Genomic DNA, 17,118 nt, shown 5'->3' on the forward strand with positions numbered 1-17,118 from the left:
TCATGAAAACTAAACTTATTTTTGCCCTCATTACGCTGTGCTCACTGATGAGCGGCTGCGCACAACAGGCCCCCACGCCCGCCAAGCCTGGCGTAACAGCCTCGCCCGAAGTGCTTATCAAGCGCCTGAAAGAGATCGATCAGCAGCGCATTGCCGCCCCGCAGGACGTCTCCCTGCGCGCTGAACAGGCGGATATCACACAAAAGCTGGTTAACGACTACCTGAAGAGCGCAGACCAGGCCCTCCGGCAGAACAACCACACCCTTGCCGCACAGCGCTGGCAGGACGCCCTGGTTTATGAACCCGGCAACCTGCGCGCACGGCAGGGGCTGCAAAAAATCAACGCGCGCCGCGCGCTGGACACGCTCTATCAGAGTGCCGTCAGCTACAGCCAGCGCGACCCGGCAAGGGCGCTGCAAAAAGTACAGCAGGTGCTGGAAGAAGACCCTAACTGGCCGCAGGCGCGGGCGCTGCGCGATCACCTGCTGCGGGAAGTCGCCCGGATCAACCAGCCGGAAAACCGCCTCAATCGCGAGCTTCAAAAGCCGGTTTCGCTTAACTTCCGCGAACACAGCCTGTTGGCAATCTTCAACACCATCAGCCAGATGACCGGGGTGAATATCATCTTTGATAAGGATATTCCGCCCACGGCCACCGCGAGCCTGATTGCCAGAAGGACAACCGCCGAAGACGCCATCGACGTGCTGCTGCTCTCAAACAGCCTGCGTAAAAAAGTGCTTAACGGCCATACGCTGCTGATTTACCCGGCCACCCCGCAAAAAGAGAAGATTTACCGGGATATCGTGGTGAAAACGATCTTTCTTGGGTACGCCAAAGCGAAAGAGGTGAATGTCGCCCTGCGTAACATGGTGAAGCTCAAGGATGTTCACGTGGACGAACGCACTAACTCGGTGACCCTGCGCGGCTCTAAAGAGAGCGTGGAGAAAGCCGAGCGCCTGCTGGTGACCCTCGACAGACCAGAGGCGGAGGTGACGCTTGCCGTCGAGGTGCTGGAGGTCAACACCAGCGACATCGAAGCGTTGGGCATCAATCTGCCGCAGAAGATAACAGCAGGGTTAGGCAAGAGTGAAGGCGATAAGGGAGAGAGCAGCGGCCTGCCAATCAATGACATCAACAGTAACCACGTCCGCATCAATGTCGACAATATGTCCATCGACCTGAAAAAGGTGCTGGGCAATGCCCGGGTGCTGGCTAACCCGCGGATCCGGGTGAAAAACAACAAGAAGGCGCTGATCGATATCGGCGAAACTATCCCGGTGCTTACCAGCAACGTCCAGGACGGTTTTACACAGCAGAAGGTCGAGTATCAGGACGTTGGCCTGAAGCTGGAAGTCACGCCGGATATCAGCATGGATGACAACATCTCCATGGACGTGAAGTTTACCCTCAGCAGCCTTGGTACCGCCGAGAAAGGCGAAAAGGGCACAGTCTATTACCGCACTAACAAACGCGAGGCCAACACCACCCTGAGCAGCCTGAACGGCGAAACGCAGATGCTGGCAGGGCTGATTAAGCAGGATGAAAGCGATACAGAAAGCGGAACCCCATTGCTGAGCGAGATCCCCGGCCTGGGCCGGTTGTTTGGCAGCAAAGGGCATAACAAACAGCGCACGGAAGTGGTCCTGCTGATTACGCCAACCATCGATCGCTACCTCGATCTGCCCGGCAGCCACGTCAGCACGATTGAGATGGGCAGTGACGACCTGACCGGGGACGCCATTCAGCTTCGCGGTATCCCGACGCAGGAGAGCGAACCTGGCTTTAACGCGCCCGAACTTGCCCCTCCGGCGCACTTCCCTCCCCGCACGGCCACACTGCCACCGCCGGTGCTGGACGACAGCGCCGTGCTGAGCGGAGTGCGGTAATGAACAGTCAGCGGGGGTTTACCCTGATTGAGATGATCGTCACTCTCGGCCTGCTTGGCACGCTGGCGGCGGCGGCAACGCCGCTGGTGCGTCACTATCATCAGCAGCAGCAGGAAATCGAGCTAAGGGAATCCTTACGAACCCTGCGCGACGCGATTGATCGCTATCATCAGGCGAGCCTCGACGGGCGGATTGAGAAAAAGGCCCGTGAGTCGGGCTATCCGCCAACGCTCAAGGCGCTGACGGAGGGAATCATCGACCAGACTAACCCCAACGGCGGGCGGATCTACTTTTTGCGGCGCATCCCGCGCGACCCGGTGTGCAACTGCCAGGGGCGCAGCGATGAGGAGACATGGCGACTGCGGGCCTCAACTCAGCCGCCCGGTGATTTCAGCGGCGGAGGCAAAGACGTATATGACGTCATCAGCACCAGTACGGCCAGTGGTCTCAACGGAGTGCCCTATGCGCAATGGTGAGAAAGGATTTACCCTGATTGAGCTGCTGGTGGTGATGGCGATCATCGCCACCCTGATGACGCTGGTGGCCCCGCGCTTCTTTCAGCATGCGGACCGGGCAAAAGAGGTGGTACGGGAGCACAATCTGAACGCCCTGCGCAGCGCTATCGACCACTTTCGCCGGGATCGCGTTGTCGGCCCCTACAGCCTGGATGAGCTTATCGACGCAGGTTATCTGCGTGAGATGCCTCTGGATCCGCTGACTAACCGCCGGGACGTCTGGGAAGCGAAAACCGACGATGACGGCCAGATTGTCGACGTGGATGTGCCCCCCGGGAAGCCTCGCGAGACGTTTCATGACAGCTACTGAGCGCCAGGGCGGGTTCACCTACCTGCTCCTGCTGGTCGCAGTCTCGGTGCTGGCATTCTCATTGCTGAAAACTCAGGAAGTGCGGCAAATGCGCTACCGGGAACAGCAGGAGGCCGAGCTGCTGTTTCGCGGCGAGCAGTACCGGGCCGCCATCACAGCCTATCGGGCAGCAGCTAACGGCTGCTTTCCAGTGCGCGTCGAGCAATTACTGATCGACAAGCGAGGGCCGACAAGACGTTTTCACCTGCGTCAGGCCTGGCCCGACCCGCTCACCAACAGCAAGACCTGGGGGCTTATCTACGATCCCCAGGGACGCTGGATTGGCGTGCGCAGCCTCGGCAAGGGCACGCCACGTCGTAAAACGGGTTTTAGCCACGACGTAGAAACCTTTAAGAAAGCCAAAAGCTATTACGACTGGACGTTTAAGGTGGAGAGCGACCCGCAGGCACCGATGCCACGGGCATGTGGGCGGTGAAGAAAGTGAAAAGGGGCTGCAATATTTCCTTTGCAGCCCCTGCCTGACCATCGAGTAATGCCGGACTCACTCCTTTAGCTAAGCCTGTCCACCGGTCAGGGTTACATTAAGTTGATTTAACGTTTCTACCAATCACAGCTACTGGAACCGGTATTTTTAAAGGTTTTAGATTCAGTCGCTCCTCTGACTCCGTCTTTGTTTACGGGAGTCACATAGAGAGTCACCTCTCCCCAATACCCTAAAGTCACTCCCTGAACGTTTGATACGACATTGCCTGCCCATTTCCACTGGAAGATTGTGTTACCTTCATCGGCTCCTCCATTAGCATTGAAAGTATAGTTAGCGGTGATTCTGTTACATGCCCCGGTTTTGCCGTTGTATCCGAGATTTGTAGCAGAAGGAACTGGTTTAGGCCTGATGGTGACAGCACTACTAAAGATCTCAACACCGGTCACAGATTGCTCAGAACCTTTAGGCGTTACGCCAACACGCACATCGTAACCTGCATAGGAACTATCCACGCGGAAGCTCCTTTGTGTCGCATCAGATTTTCCTGCAGCAGACCAGCTTCCGGATGAGCCTGAACTCCTGTAGTACCACTGATAGCGGGAGTCGTCACTACCGGTGCCCTGAGCGTCATACCCCGTATAGCTTGCTGTCACTGTCGTGTCGGGTTGGACAGTTCCCTGAGGTGAGGTGCTCACAGAACCAATCTTAGGTGTGCCATAGACAGACGCAGAGCGGCTGAACACTTCGGTGCCCGTTACAGACTGAGCGCTACCTTTGGGAGTGACGCCAACCCGTACGTCATAGCCTGCATATGAACTATCCGGCGTAAAGACTCTTTGTCGGGCATCAGATTTTTGTGAGGCAACCCAGCTTCCGGATGAGCCTGAAACTCTGTAGTACCACTGAAAACGGGAATCGTCGCTGCCCGTACCCTGAGCGTCAAAGCCAGTGTAGGTTGCGGTCAGCTTTTCCCCAACAGAGAGCTTCGTTTTATCAATACTCACCGAAGTAATTTCAGGTACTCCTGACTGAACCACGTCAGTTTGCGATGAGGTCGCCGTGTGCGTTCGTTTCGAATCGGAGGCGTTCGTTGCCGTTACGCTAGCCGAAATACGCTTCCCGGCATCCTCTGGTTGCGTGGTATACGTATCTCCCGTTGCGCCAGAAATCGCTACCCCATTGCGCAACCACTGTGATGACGTATTGACAGTGATCGCCCCGTTATAAGTGATCTTTTCTCTAACGTTAATCGTATCCCCGACCAACAAATCAGACATTTTACTGAGTGTGACGTCGCTGACCGTCGGCGTCCCTGACGTGATAGCCCTGGTCGAATTGGATGTTTTACTGCCTTGTTTCCCCTTAAGATTTGTCGCTGTCACTTTGACTGAGAGTGTGGAACCAATGTCTGCACTCACCGGGGTATAGTTCACGCCTGTGGCCCCCGTAATGGCACTTCCCCCTCTCAGCCACTGGTATGTCAGCGTTGCAGTGCCGCCACCGTTTTCGCTCCAGCCAGCCCCGGCAGCCAGTTTATTGCCGGTCCAGTATTGTCCGGTGGCATTCACCGTCGCGCTGGTTATCTCCGGTACACCTGATTGCACCGCAGCGCTGGCAGGAGAGGTGTCCTGTCCTTTTTTACCCGCGCCGTTGGTGGCGATAGCCATTGCCGAAACGGTTGCGCCGATGTCTGCCGCTTGCAGCGTATAGCTGTTACTTGCCGCAGGTGCCGCGATGGCTGTCCCGTTGCGCAGCCATTGCCATGTCAGGGTTGCTCTACCGCCCCCATTTTCGTTAACGTCCGCGCTGGCCATCAGGCGATCGTCTACCAGCGGTGTCGACGATCCTGTGGAGGTGTATCTGGTGTTGCTGACCACCGGACTGCCCTTGAGCTGGACGCTGTCATCCCCCTTATGGCTTGCCACGTCGGCGGTGGCTTTAATGCTCCCGCCGCTTGTGGTCAGAGTCACCACCATTTTCCCCGTTCCGCTGTTATCGGTGCTCTCATCTTTCGTGGATGACGAAATCAGCGCAGGATTGTCGACGCTCCAGGCGATCTTTTCGTCAGGTACGGCAACGTTCAGCCTGTCCGTCGCCGTTGCGGTAAAGGTGATGGTTTTCACATCGTCCACTTCCACACTCTCGGCATCAGCGCTGACAACCACTTTCGCCACCTTACCAACAACCCGCTCCGTCAGGTCAGAGCTTCCAGAACCTTGATTTCCCGCAGCGTTAGTCGCCGTAACATAGAGATAGATCATCCTGCCGGTATCGCCTTCTGTCAGGGTGTAGGTGCTCCCCGTCGCCAGGCTAATCCCTGCCGATTCCGATCCCGTGTCGTAGGCCCAGTGATACGCCCAGGTCACCGCACCGCCGCCGTTTTCATTGGCTTTCAGTTCAGCAATGCCAAGCGTATCGCCGACTTTCAGCGCACGGGTTTTCGTCAGGGTCACAGTGGTAACTTCGGGGATCCCCTTCAGCACAATCGATTTATCGCCTTTTTTGCCGTCCACCGTTGCCGTCAGTTTTACAGTTCCGCCCATTTTTTGCGCTTTAACGGTCAGCGTGCCTTTACCCTGAGCGTCAGTGATGAGCGTTTTACTGCCCTCTTCAATGAGCGAAGGCTCATCGACTTGCCAAAGGATATTTTCGCGCGGAACTGGCTGCTTCCACTTATCTTTTGCCTCCAGGGTAAACGTCACGCTGTCGCTTCCGTTGGCGTTGATCGCATCTGCCGTGGCCGTGACATCAACGGTATCCACATGACCAATGACGGCTCGCGTGCTGTCAGACTGCCGGTTGTCTTTATTTCCTGCACCGTTCGTGGCCGTTACGTAGACAAAGATTTTCGCCCCGGCATCAGTCTCTTTCAGGGTATAGCTGCTGCCTGTCGCCCCGCCAATACCACCGGAATACGAGTCAGATTCGCGCCCCCATTGATAAGTCAGGGCCACATCGCCACCGCCATTCTCCTCGACGGCAACCTGATCAACTCGCACCACATCCCCAACTTTCAGCGCATCACTCTTCTCCAGCGTTACGAGTTTAATGACCGGAATACCCTTCAACGAGACGTCACTGCTATCCGTTTTGCCACCAATATCAGCAGTAATACGAAGCCCACCGCCCAGATTTTTGACCGTCAGCCTGAGCACGCCTTCACCATTGTCGTCGGTGAGATCGTCCTGCGACGTGACGGTCACCAGTTCAGCCTGGTCGACTTTCCAGGTCATTTTTTCCTCAGGCACCGCGACGCCATTTTTATCCTTCGCCACAGCGGTGAAGGTCAGCTCGCTGTGACCATCGGCGTTCACGCTACTGCTGCTCGACGTAACAACCACCTGGTTGATGAGGCCAATAATCTTGTCCGTTTTCCCGGACGCCTTGTCGCCCCGATTGCCTGCACCATTCTGCGCCCAACTCAGCACCGCCATTTGCGCCCCGGTATCGGCTTCCGTCAGGGTGTAATGATCGGAGGTAGCACCACTGATTAAGGATCCATCCCGTGTCCACTGCCAGCTCATGGTCACCGGCCCACTGCCGTTCTCCTCAACCTGATAATCCGCCACCCGCAGGGTCTCCCCCACCTTCAGCTTATGCATCCTGTCAAGGGTGACGCTGGTCACCACCGGGATACCGTTCAGGGCAATTTTGGCCTGTTTACGCTGCCCTTCGATTTCCACGCCAATATCAGCCTTTCCTCCGAGCGAGGCCGTAGTAAAGCGCGCGGTGGCTATACCCTCTTTGCTCGTTGTGATGATTTGATCGCTCAGCGTACCGAACTCAGCAGGCGGCGCAGTCCAGGTCACGCTGGCGTCCGGAACCACATTTCGGTGAGCATCGCGAGCGATCGCGGTCAAAATGGCACTGTTGCTGCCGTTGGCGGTGAGCGTATCCTGCGAGCTGCTCAGCTCAACGCTGTCCACCGTCCCAACCAGCACCTGAAGTTTTTTGGTGCTTTTACCTGCACTCACCTCAACTTCTGAAGGGGCAACCTCGGGCACGATCACCTTCGCGGTCACCTGCCCCTCAGGGTTGCTGTCACCGCTGGCCGCGCCGCTGAACTGGCCGCCTTTAATTTGCCACTCAATGGCGTTCTTGCGGGAAACCACAGGGTTATCAAAGCGGTCGAACAGCTCAGCGCTGACGTCCACCGCGCTGCTGCCTGCCACGGCACGTTCCGGCACGGTAAGCTCTGTGCGTGCCACGTCGCCTGCCGTCAGCGTGACCGGCGGAGCGGCGACATGCGCGTCACCAACATCAACGCTGACGTTCCATCCGTCAGCCACCTTCTGGGGTGCCGTCAAAGTCATTGAGGCGTGCCCCTGGTTATCCGTGGTGCCGTTGTACGTATCGCCATTGCTTTTCCAGATAACCGCCGTTGGCACGGTGAGCGGGGCACCATCCTGATCCGTTACCCGAATAGCAAAGTCCTGCGTCGTGGCGACTTCAGCCGTCGCGGGGATTTCAGTAAACTCCGTGGACAATGCCCGGGCGAAATCGACAGTGAGCTTCATCATTTCGCGCTGCGTCGAACCGTCGTCATCGCCAGCGCTGGCGTTGCTGAACCCAGCTGTGGCAGGGGTGAGCGAGGCTTCTATCTGATCCTGCCCCTCAGCCATAATCCCTTCCATTTTCACCAGCGCCTGACCGTGCGCGTCGGTCCGCACGCTGTTTTGCGACAGCTTGCCCAGCACGTTGGTGCTCTGCCAGTGAACCCACTGGTCCGCCAGCGGCGCGCCTTTATCATCTTTGACTTCCGCGACCAACAGCAGTGCGCCGTTGTCGTGGGCAAAGAATTTCACGCTGCCATCTGACCGAATTTCGCCCGGCGTCAGCAGGTGGTCGATACGTAACGCAGTCAACGTCGCGCTGCCGGAGATTTCCGCGGTACCTGCTTCACCACTGACGCCTTTCTTGTTCACTGGCGTGACCTGGAACACCAGTGTTTTCGTCATGTCTTCGGCGCGCACTTCCCAGTTCGCGCTGCCTTCTTTGAGCAGCTTCCCGCTGGCCTTATCAATCCAGCGAAGCTGTGTTTGGGCCGGATCTTCATCTTCCCCTTCGTTGCTGTCGTAGCGGTAGCTGCCCGTCAGGTTCTGGCCCGGAGACATCTCTCCGGCGATCGCCACTTCGGTCACCGATGGCGCAAAATCACCCGGCGTCACGGTGAGGTGGTAGCTTGCGGAGCTGAACACCTCACGATTCCCCGTCGGAGACGTTTCGGTGGCGGTGACTGTCACTTCGCCGCGCTGTTTCGGCGTGACCAGCCCACTGACCTCATCCACCCCGGCGATGGAGACGCTGGAGGAGGCATAGCGCACCACGCCACCCTTCCCGCCTTTCACCGCATGGCGCATCGGCACGCCCACCGGCGTGGATTTTTCCGTTGGCGTGAAGTACAGCCGCCAGTCTTTCTCTTTCTGCTTATACGCCAGCACGATGTTGTTATTGCGGGTGACGAATTCCGTGCGGGACTGCATCAGCGAAGGCATCGCCGTGGCCTCATCGGCAGAGAGCATCTGCGAAAGCTTGCGACCAAACTCCCAGTGGAAGTTCAGGCCGACGCTGAAATTGTCGCTCTGACCGCTGATAAAGCTCTGCTCCGCGTTAACGCTCAGCAGCGGAACAGGTTGCCAGTTCACGCCGAGCTTCAGGCCGTGCGGATTGCTGCTTGCCTCGCTGCGGCTGCCGTTCACATCAACCTTATCGCCGTACCACTGAAACCAACCGACAGTGGCAGAAACATGCTGCGAGAGCGCGGTATCAACATTGATATCCCAGCCGCGGGCCGCACGTTCATACAGCTCGTAGCGGGTCGGATCGTCGTTGAAGACGCTGTCGTCAGAGTGACGCCATCCGCTGACGGGCAGATAGTAGTTGGCGGAGGTGCGCACCCTGTCACTCCAGAGCTCGGCCCCCAGCCCCATCCGGCTGTGGTGCCGCGTAACGTCCTGGTCGAAGAACAGATTGCCGCCCGCGAGAAGATGTGGCGAAAAAGTATGTCTCAGCCCCAGGCCGAGATTGAGGATGTTGCGGTCATTCCAGCGATGGGCGCTCATCTGGGTGAACAGGATGTCGTCCTGCCAGATTTTAACCGGCCAGAGAAAATCCAGCCCCGCATCGCGGCTGTCGCTGTTGCCAAGGCCTACATCGGCCGTTACCCGCGCTTTACCGCCGGTGTGATTCAGCCAGCTTTCAACCTCCTGCGTCAACGCGGCGTTGACGGCGCTGTTGGCGGTGGAGCGCAGTGCATTGCCCGCCCCGCTCTGCTGAGCGCTGCCCCACGCCGCGGCCATCTGGTCACGCAGCCGGTCAGCGTCCTCGTCGGTGTCAGCAGCCTCGGTCGTGCGGGCTTCATTTCCCTGCGGCACGATGATCCACTGGCCCGCCAGCACCTTCATCTGCTCGGGGGATTTAACCCGCTGATTCAGCTCAAGCAGTCCGGCAGGCGTCGTACGCCCGCGAAACGCGACGTCGTCCAGAGACGCTTTGTCATCAAGCTTCACCAGAGTCACGAGGATATCGAGCTGGCTTTTTGGCCCGGACGCGGGCAGCAGCAGCCACTCATTCAGCGTCAGACCATACTGCTGCGCCAGCGCCTGCTGATTCAGCTCCAGGCCCTCTACTTCCGGCGCTTTCTCGCGCTCAATTTCCTGCCAGCTTTTGAAGAGCGGCTTATGATAAAGAATAAAATGGCGGGGTTGTTGTTCCGTCACATCCGGCGCGGTATTTGCCCGTGCCCCTGGCGGCAAAGTGAGAAGCAGAACGGAAAAAAGATAATGCGATAAAATTATCCAAACGGATAAGCGCTGGCGCAAAGAATAATGAGATTGGCTGGACATAGAAATCTACCCTGAAATGAATTCCGCGTTTTTCTAACGCTTGGTTCATTTAGTAGACATGCAATATACAGCGGACTCCATAGTGCTTTAAGGAGTTATTCGTGAGTATTTAAAGCGCGCGACAATCAGAATCATCCTATTATCTTAACTATTGCAAAAAAGAGTGTTTTGACCAAAAAAAAGCACCCGTTGCTCAGCGTAGTTCTATCCCGATGCACGCTGCGGGTGCAGAAAAGTTACAGAGGAAATGAGTAACTTACGGGGTCTAGCTTACTTCAGTGCGAGGCCTCACAGGCCACCTCAGGAAAATTATCCGATTAATATCAGGAAAATCAGAGAATCCCCCACTCACTTTCAGGGAGGCTTAGGATATTGCAGTCAGGGCTTATTCACCCCGGGTATTTTTCTTCATGTAGCAGAGCTACCTTTCAATCGAAATTATATTTTTCGTGATTACAATGAAGCCTGCTTATCAACTCTGAAAATGGAATCTGATATTTCGTTAATAATGAATTTAAAACCTGGAAAAACCGAGCAATTAATTCCATTCATGCTTAACCCCCTTCTTTATTTCATTTTCGATGGCATCCAACCCCGCCCTTCACCAGAAGATTATTCTTAATTTCCCCCAACAAAAGCCAAACCGTTTCTTCAAAAAGAATTTTCTCAATTGCTTATTCTGCCGTCTCATTCCATTGCCCGTTACGGATCGGTACTGTGTTTTGTCATTATTGATGCACTTTGAACAAGGAAAATGTTCATGTTAATACCTAAGAGAAAAGCTCTGGCGGCCGCTATCGGCAGCCTCGTGATGTCGACCTTCTCCGGCGCCGTATTTGCTCATGGCGCAATGGAAAACCCAAAAGCCCGCCAGTGGGAGTGCCACACTCAGGGCGGTCACTGGAATCCTTCTTCCATGAAAAGCGCCGCCTGTAAAGCCGCCCTGGAGGGCAGCCCGTCCAAACAGGCCGCCTTCGATAACTGGAATGGCTTCACGGGCTTTGCCCCAGGTTCACATACCGTGGCCGAAAGTGATGTGAAAGATGGCATGCTTTGCAGCGGCAGCAATGCAGGGTTTGCAGGCTTTAACTTACCGCGGGCTGACTGGACTAAGACCACAATCCAGCCAGATTCGCAGGGTAAAGTCGGCATGACCTACTACTACACCGCGAAGCACACCCCATCCTTCATTGAGTTTTACATCAACAAGAAAAACGTCGATCCGAACAAAAAAGCGCTGGGCTGGAATGACGTTGAGCTGCTGCAACGTTTTGATATCGGCGCCGGTGACCCGAGCGTTCGCCATACGGTCAACGTGACTATCCCGGAAGACCGTACTGGCACCGCGGTGATTTTTACCCGCTGGCAGCGTATTGATGCCGTTGGTGAGGGTTTCTATAACTGCAGCGACGTCAACATTAAATCCCGCGACGGCTCTGAAGTTCCGGGCGGCGGCGGTGAAGAAGAGGAAGGCGGTGATGAGAGCGGCTGGGTAAGCAAGGGCGACTTTATCACCGAGGCGCATCAGCCTGCCGTCGGTGAACAGGTCCGCTTCCGCCTGATGGGCGGCACCCGTGGCGACAACCTGGTGGATGTCTACCTGAAGATTACCGCGCAGAACATCAACAACAACCAGTGGGTGCTCGAGCTGGGCCGTGAGCTTAACCGCAACCACGGTAACGAACTGCAGATTGGCCAGCAGCAGGCCGACGACACCATCCGCTTTAACGAACAGAAACCACGTTCTAACCAGGTGTTCGTCAGCGACAAAGGCTATGGCTACGCCATTGAGATCGTGAAGAACGCCGACGCGCCTGCCATCAGCCTCGACCGTTACACGCTCGCACCGATTGCCACCACCAACAGTGGCTACAGCTATGCCGTGACCGGCAGCAGCGATAAGTCTGGCGTGACCTGGCAGTGGAAAAACGTCGCGGGCGACAGCCGCATTACTGCCAGCCCGGCAACCCAGGCCAAAACGCAGATCACCGTTCCCGGTGGCGTCCCTGGTGGCACCTCAGCGACCTTCGAACTGACCGGTAAAACCGCCAACGGAGCCACCGGGAAAGCAACGCTGAAGGTCAACGTGCTGGCGCCTCAGGTCGCACCGACTGGCCCGGCAAGCATTGAATCTGATAAAGGTGGCAAGTTCACCGCCAAAGCGAACTTCGACTACAACCAGGGCAGCGTCAGCTACAGCTGGTCACTGCTTAAAGATGGCCGCGAAGTCTCCGGCATTGATCAGAGCGGCAACGTGAAAAGCGGTCTGGCTGCGGGCAGCTACCAGGTCAAAGTCACGGCTGAGCTGGACAACGGTGAACGTAAAGCCAGCGGCACCACCGCCGTGAAGGTGACGGATAAAGAAGAACCGGGTACCGGCGACTACGAAAGTTGGGTGTCAGGTAAAACCTACACTCAGGGCAACACCGTGAGCTGGAACGGCGCGAACTATATCGCGGGCTACTGGACCACTGCGGAGCCGGGCAAAGGTGACAGCTGGAAGCTGCACAATAACGCCAAACCGGTTGCCTGGCTGTCCACCATGGTTTACGTAATGGGCAACGTCGTCAGCCACGATGGAAAAGTATGGAAAGCGAGCGAGTGGATTGGTCAGGGCACTGTCCCGGGTCAAAACGCGAAATGGAAACAGCAGTAATCCCCATAATACCGCCCGGCTAAAGGGCGGATAACGACCTCCTAGTTATCATTTTGGCACCGCCGGAGCCCCTTCTGTCGGTGCCTTTTTTTATTCGGATATCAATGAAACAACAGCATCCACCCCAGCGCCGCCGCGATGGGATAAGGGCCAAAGGCAAACGGCTCACCGGGCTTCACTTTCAGCAGCGCCAGCCCGGCGATAATCCCCAGAACGGAAGACGCGGCAACAATGTCGAGCAGCGCCGCAGGCCCAAGCCATGCGCCGAGCGCTGCCAGCAGCTTCATATCTCCCATCCCCATTCCCTCCTGACCCCGCAGCAGGCGAAAAAGGCGGGAAAGCAGCCAGGGCACGCCAAATCCGGCAATGGATGCCACAAGCGAATCGGGAAGCGCTACGTGGCTTTCACCGCTGGCGGCAAACAGTAGCGCCAGTGCCAGCAGCGGCAGGGTCAGCCTGTCTGGCAGCAGTTGAGTTTCAATATCAATAAAAAAGAGCGGCAACAGCAGCGTGACGGCCAACAGGTTGAACAGGCTCTGCGACGTAATGCCCTGCAGCGTAACGATCGCACAGAACAGCAGCGCCAGTATCCCTTCGACAAGCGGGTAACGACGGGAGATAGCCTGGCCACATTTGCAGCAGCGGCCCCGGAGCAGAAGCCAGCCCACCAGCGGAATGTTGTAGCGTGCCGGAATGGCATGTTTGCAGCGAGGACAGTGCGAGGCGGGCCAGGAGAGTGTCAGAGGCTCACCGTGAAGGATCCTCGGCAGACGCCAGATGATGACGTTGCAAAAACTACCAAAAACCGCCCCAAGCAGGGTAAAAAAAAGAATGAGCATAGGCTCTCCCGAACAAATGATTGTGAAAGGGTTAAAACAGACACCCTGATAATGACGTTGCGGATGCCTCTGCTTCGGTACGGCATCGGTTCAACGATCGGCTACCCTATAAATCAGACGACGACGGCAGGAGAATCATGCTGATGACCCGCACCATACTGCGCTGGGTGCTTTTTTCAGGCCTTTACAGCCTGCTGGCGCTGCTGAGTTTCTACAGCCGTGACGCCTGGAGTCTCTCGACCACGCTGTGGTTTCCTGCCTCGCTGCTGTTCGCCGTGCTGTGGCTGACGCCGATGCGGGACTGGCCGCTGTGGCTGGCCACCGCCGGATTGCTGCATATTTTTGTCGGCGTCTGGATGGGGCGCCCACTGGCGCTGGCCTCTCTCTTTGCGGTATTCGACCTGGCGGTATTTCCGCTGGGCGTTATCGCCTTTCGCTACAGCACACCTCTGCTGCGTCGGGCGCTGGCATCGCACCCGATAGCCAGGGAGCTGGCGTGGATAGCGTTGCTGATGCTTTGCACCTTCTGCGGCAGCGCACTGCTCAGCGTCTGTCTGCTGCTGGCGGGCTATCTTGTCGCGCCGCTGCACCTTATCTCCTGGGCACTGGCGGCATTGACCGGCGTGATAAGCCTGCTGCCGTTTCTGCGTGAACAGCGTGAATCACCGCTGACCCTTCGCCAGTCGCTTAGTGGGTGGCAAACGGCGGCTATTCTCACCGCCAATTTTGTCCTGCAGACGCTGATTTTCTTTACGCCGCTCGGGCTGTGGGTCCAGGGCGTTACCCCGCTGATGATCCAGCTCACTTTGCTGTTGCTCAGCGCGTTCGTGCTGTCCGGTCGGGGGCTTGGCATCCTGCTGATGGTTCAGTACCTGATTGTGGTACTGGCCACGCAGTATCGCGTGGGGCCTTTCTTCAGCCAGACGCCAGCGCTGGTCCCCGCCATGTGGCAGGCACAGTGGTATCTGGTGTTTGCGGCGATGTTGGCAAGTTGCCTGCATCAGTATCAGGCCTGGATGCGCCACCAGCTGTTGCAGGCCGACGGCACCGACGTCCTGATGTCCCGCTTTGCCCGCACGGGCAGCGGCGCGCTCTTTCGCCTGGAGATGCCTGAGGGCACGCTGCGCTGGCAAAGCAGCACGGCAGCGCTTTTTCCCGGAGAGCAGCAAACGCTCGGCACCCTGGCCCTGCTGGAGGCTCACTGCGATACGCCGTTTATGTCATGCTTCCAGCGGTGGTATGCGACGCAGAGTGAACCGCTGTTCGAGCAGGAGCTCTGGATGCAGCAACTGAATGGCCAACAGGCTCACTGCCTGCTGGCCATTTTGCGAGTGTCCGGTGAACCCTGGCTCACGGGTGGGCTAAGCCAGTACCCGCACAGGACTCATCACCCTGACGCACCTACAGCATGCGACGAAGGATCTCCGGCTTACCGCTGAGCGTGTATTTCACCACTGCCGTCACGTGTGCCAGCAGAATGACGCCCAGCAAAATGCAGCTGTAGCGGTGGATCGTAAAGAAGAACTCATTGATCACCGGCACGTTGACTGGCCGGGTGACCGGCAGCAGGCCAAACAGGTGATAATCTTTTTGCAGCATCAAAAAACCGCTGATCAGCACCACCAGAATGGTCAGATAGAAAACCTCATGGACAAAAACCACCAGCTGCTTCTTGCGCCGCGAGATTGACGCAGGCCACTCCACCGACGGGCGGAAGAAACGCCAGGCAAAGCGCACCAGCATAATCGGCGTCGCAATCGTGCCAAGGGACATATTCAGCACCGAGAAGAAGGTAAACCAGCGAGTTCCTTCCAGCGCGTGCAGGAGGTAGCCCATAAACATGGCATAGATAATGACCGCGGCCACCAGCCAGTGCAGGACACGGGTGAAGCTGTCATAGCGTGCAGGATAAGTTTGCATACTCAAAAACCTTAATAAGAGAGATTCAGCAAAATGGCCCCTGACGGAGCCATTCGGGTTACTCGGCAGCCCACAGGTTCACCGCCCGGTCAGGAGCCCAGTGGCTGGCGGCGGTATGCGCATAGGTGCAGCGGTAAACCTTGCCATCGTATTGCACCTTGTCACCCACCTCGTAGACTTTGCCCTCCGTGAAGGCACCGATCTGATCCGGTACTTCTTCCTCTTCTTCGTCATCCGTGGCCGGTATCGTCACCAGAACAGGCTGGCTGGGCGTTGCAAAATTGTTCGCCTCGTCATAAGCAATCACCGTGTAGCGATAGGTTTCGCCTGGCTTAAGCCCTTTGTCCTGCCAGCCGGTGTTGGCGGTCTCGCCAACTTGCGTGAGATCGCGCCAGACGGTGTAACCCGCCACACCGACGTTATCACTGGCAGGCTGCCATTCCAGATTCACGCGGCCCTCTGAGTAAACCGCCTTCAGGCCCTGCACCTGCGTCGGTGCCTGGGTGTCCTCTTTGTCATCCGGCACGTTGCCTTCTAGCAGGTCCTGATAGCGGCTTAAAAACTCGTAGCCGTAGTGCTGACCACTTTTCGTGGTGCCGTTATCCCAGTTGATCGACCAGGTCATCAGCCCCTTCACCGGTTCGTTGTTGGCTGCCAGACGAGCCATCGCGTTGTACAGGCTCTGAGCATCTTTGACGTAACCTGAGCCTGCCGCATCGGCGTTAGCAGGCAGGCCGATCACCAGCTTGTTGGCGGGGATCTGCACGTAGCCGCGGCTGCCGTTGGCAAGGCTGTCGGTCAGATAGTAGAGAAACAGCTCTTTGTGTCGGGCGCTGGTGCCGCCCTCCGCTTCCTGCGGCAGCCACCAGGCGCCGACCTCAGCAACTTCTTCCGGCTTGTCGATATTCACCCCATCACCGGCCTGGTTGTAGTACTGCGGTGCGATGAAGTCGTAAACACCGGCCAGGTTTTGCAGGTAGGCTTTATAGTTCACGCCGCGGTTTGCCTGCAGATAAGGGAACTCAGGCGCCATACTGATGATGAAATGCTTCCCCTGCTGCTGGTAATGCGCACGCACGATTTTCAGCGCCGCTGGAATAACGGTGCTGTTGTTCGCAGCGGCGATCGCGTCCTGCTCCAGATCGATGTCCAGCCCGTCAAAGCCGTAGGTTTCCACCAGGCGAATAATTTCGTTGGCTAGCGCCTGCTCCTGCCCTGCGCGCAGCTCAATATGCGCCTGAGCACCGCCAAGTGAAATCAGAACGGCACGCCCCTGAGCGTTCAGCTCTGCCACTTCGGCACGGAAGGCTTCGTCACTGGTGTTGTAAGGTCTGAAAGTCGGGATGTTGTCGGTTTGCCCCTTCATGACCTTCATAAAGGCAACGTTGACGACGTTAAAGCCTTTCGGCACTTCACGCAGGGACATATCCGAAGGCAGGCCGCCCTGATATCCACGCGCTTCATCTATCTCTTCGGGGTTAATACCCCAGTTATGCCAGTAGCCCACCAGAATCTTTTTCTGGCTGATATCTGGCATTTCAGAGGCCGCATCCTGGAACGCCGCGTGGCTGAGCTGGCTCGTGAGCATACCGCCCAGCATAAGGCTCAGGGCAATGGCATTTAAACGGCGATTTTTTTTCTTCAACATATTCATCCTGTCATG

The 17,118-nt window shown here is 57.0% G+C and carries 10 protein-coding genes; 6 read left to right on the forward strand and 4 right to left on the reverse strand.

What is annotated here, in order from left to right; genetic code table 11:
- Positions 1 to 2 precede the first annotated feature (2 nt).
- Genes CRO87_RS06950 through CRO87_RS06965 form a run of 4 tightly spaced genes read left to right on the forward strand, consistent with a single transcriptional unit; the run spans position 3 to position 3,186 of the window.
- Complete coding sequence (locus CRO87_RS06950) at positions 3 to 1,886, forward strand: secretin N-terminal domain-containing protein (protein WP_097162205.1); 1,884 nt, start codon at positions 3 to 5, stop codon at positions 1,884 to 1,886.
- Entirely contained in the window at positions 1,886 to 2,362 is a 477-nt protein-coding gene (locus CRO87_RS06955) for a type II secretion system protein (RefSeq protein ID WP_097162206.1), read from the forward strand. Before CRO87_RS06950 ends, CRO87_RS06955 begins: the two co-directional genes overlap by 1 nt.
- Entirely contained in the window at positions 2,349 to 2,711 is a 363-nt protein-coding gene (locus CRO87_RS06960; protein ID WP_097162207.1) for a type II secretion system protein, read from the forward strand. Before CRO87_RS06955 ends, CRO87_RS06960 begins: the two co-directional genes overlap by 14 nt.
- Positions 2,698 to 3,186, forward strand: coding sequence for a hypothetical protein (locus tag CRO87_RS06965; RefSeq protein WP_097162208.1), 489 nt, complete (start codon positions 2,698 to 2,700; stop codon positions 3,184 to 3,186). Before CRO87_RS06960 ends, CRO87_RS06965 begins: the two co-directional genes overlap by 14 nt.
- 125 nt (positions 3,187 to 3,311) lie before the next feature.
- Here the strand turns inward: CRO87_RS06965 and CRO87_RS06970 are convergent, their stop codons facing one another.
- A complete protein-coding gene (locus CRO87_RS06970) occupies positions 3,312 to 9,914 on the reverse strand; it encodes an inverse autotransporter beta domain-containing protein (RefSeq protein WP_176504268.1) in 6,603 nt (2,200 codons plus the stop codon).
- An 886-nt stretch (positions 9,915 to 10,800) separates the two neighbouring features.
- Here CRO87_RS06970 and CRO87_RS06975 point away from each other — a divergent pair.
- The gene (locus CRO87_RS06975; protein WP_176504269.1) at positions 10,801 to 12,696 is read left to right on the forward strand and encodes a lytic polysaccharide monooxygenase; all 1,896 of its coding nucleotides are present in this window, start codon (positions 10,801 to 10,803) and stop codon (positions 12,694 to 12,696) included.
- Positions 12,697 to 12,797: 101 nt separating this feature from the next.
- On the opposite strand, the gene CRO87_RS06980 is transcribed toward CRO87_RS06975, so the two are convergent.
- Entirely contained in the window at positions 12,798 to 13,535 is a 738-nt protein-coding gene (locus tag CRO87_RS06980) for an A24 family peptidase (protein ID WP_097162211.1), read from the reverse strand.
- Between the two features lie 143 nt (positions 13,536 to 13,678).
- Between CRO87_RS06980 and CRO87_RS06985 the strand changes: the two genes are divergently transcribed.
- Complete coding sequence (locus CRO87_RS06985) at positions 13,679 to 14,974, forward strand: hypothetical protein (RefSeq protein ID WP_141398678.1); 1,296 nt, start codon at positions 13,679 to 13,681, stop codon at positions 14,972 to 14,974.
- Here CRO87_RS06985 and CRO87_RS06990 read toward each other — a convergent pair.
- Both CRO87_RS06990 and CRO87_RS06995 read right to left on the reverse strand, forming a co-directional pair.
- A complete protein-coding gene (locus CRO87_RS06990) occupies positions 14,937 to 15,455 on the reverse strand; it encodes a cytochrome b (RefSeq protein WP_097162213.1) in 519 nt (172 codons plus the stop codon). The two genes, CRO87_RS06985 and CRO87_RS06990, sit on opposite strands and share 38 nt — an antisense overlap.
- 58 nt (positions 15,456 to 15,513) lie before the next feature.
- Positions 15,514 to 17,103: a glycosyl hydrolase family 18 protein gene (locus CRO87_RS06995; protein WP_255252493.1), complete on the reverse strand. Its 1,590-nt coding sequence runs from the start codon at positions 17,101 to 17,103 to the stop codon at positions 15,514 to 15,516.
- Between the last annotated feature and the right edge of the window lie 15 nt (positions 17,104 to 17,118).

This window comes from Enterobacter sp. CC120223-11, assembly GCF_900215375.1.
Classification (GTDB): Bacteria; Pseudomonadota; Gammaproteobacteria; order Enterobacterales; family Enterobacteriaceae; genus Scandinavium.

Bases quoted from the DNA above. Each gene is read 5' to 3' on its own strand.
- CRO87_RS06965 (WP_097162208.1), top strand. From the start codon at position 2,698: ATGACAGCTACTGAGCGCCAGGGCGGGTTCACCTACCTGCTCCTGCTG.
- CRO87_RS06985 (WP_141398678.1), top strand. From the start codon at position 13,679: ATGACCCGCACCATACTGCGCTGGGTGCTTTTTTCAGGCCTTTACAGC.
- CRO87_RS06995 (WP_255252493.1), bottom strand. From the start codon at position 17,103: ATGTTGAAGAAAAAAAATCGCCGTTTAAATGCCATTGCCCTGAGCCTT.
- CRO87_RS06950 (WP_097162205.1), top strand. From the start codon at position 3: ATGAAAACTAAACTTATTTTTGCCCTCATTACGCTGTGCTCACTGATG.
- CRO87_RS06980 (WP_097162211.1), bottom strand. From the start codon at position 13,535: ATGCTCATTCTTTTTTTTACCCTGCTTGGGGCGGTTTTTGGTAGTTTT.
- CRO87_RS06975 (WP_176504269.1), top strand. From the start codon at position 10,801: ATGTTAATACCTAAGAGAAAAGCTCTGGCGGCCGCTATCGGCAGCCTC.
- CRO87_RS06990 (WP_097162213.1), bottom strand. From the start codon at position 15,455: ATGCAAACTTATCCTGCACGCTATGACAGCTTCACCCGTGTCCTGCAC.
- CRO87_RS06955 (WP_097162206.1), top strand. From the start codon at position 1,886: ATGAACAGTCAGCGGGGGTTTACCCTGATTGAGATGATCGTCACTCTC.
- CRO87_RS06960 (WP_097162207.1), top strand. From the start codon at position 2,349: ATGCGCAATGGTGAGAAAGGATTTACCCTGATTGAGCTGCTGGTGGTG.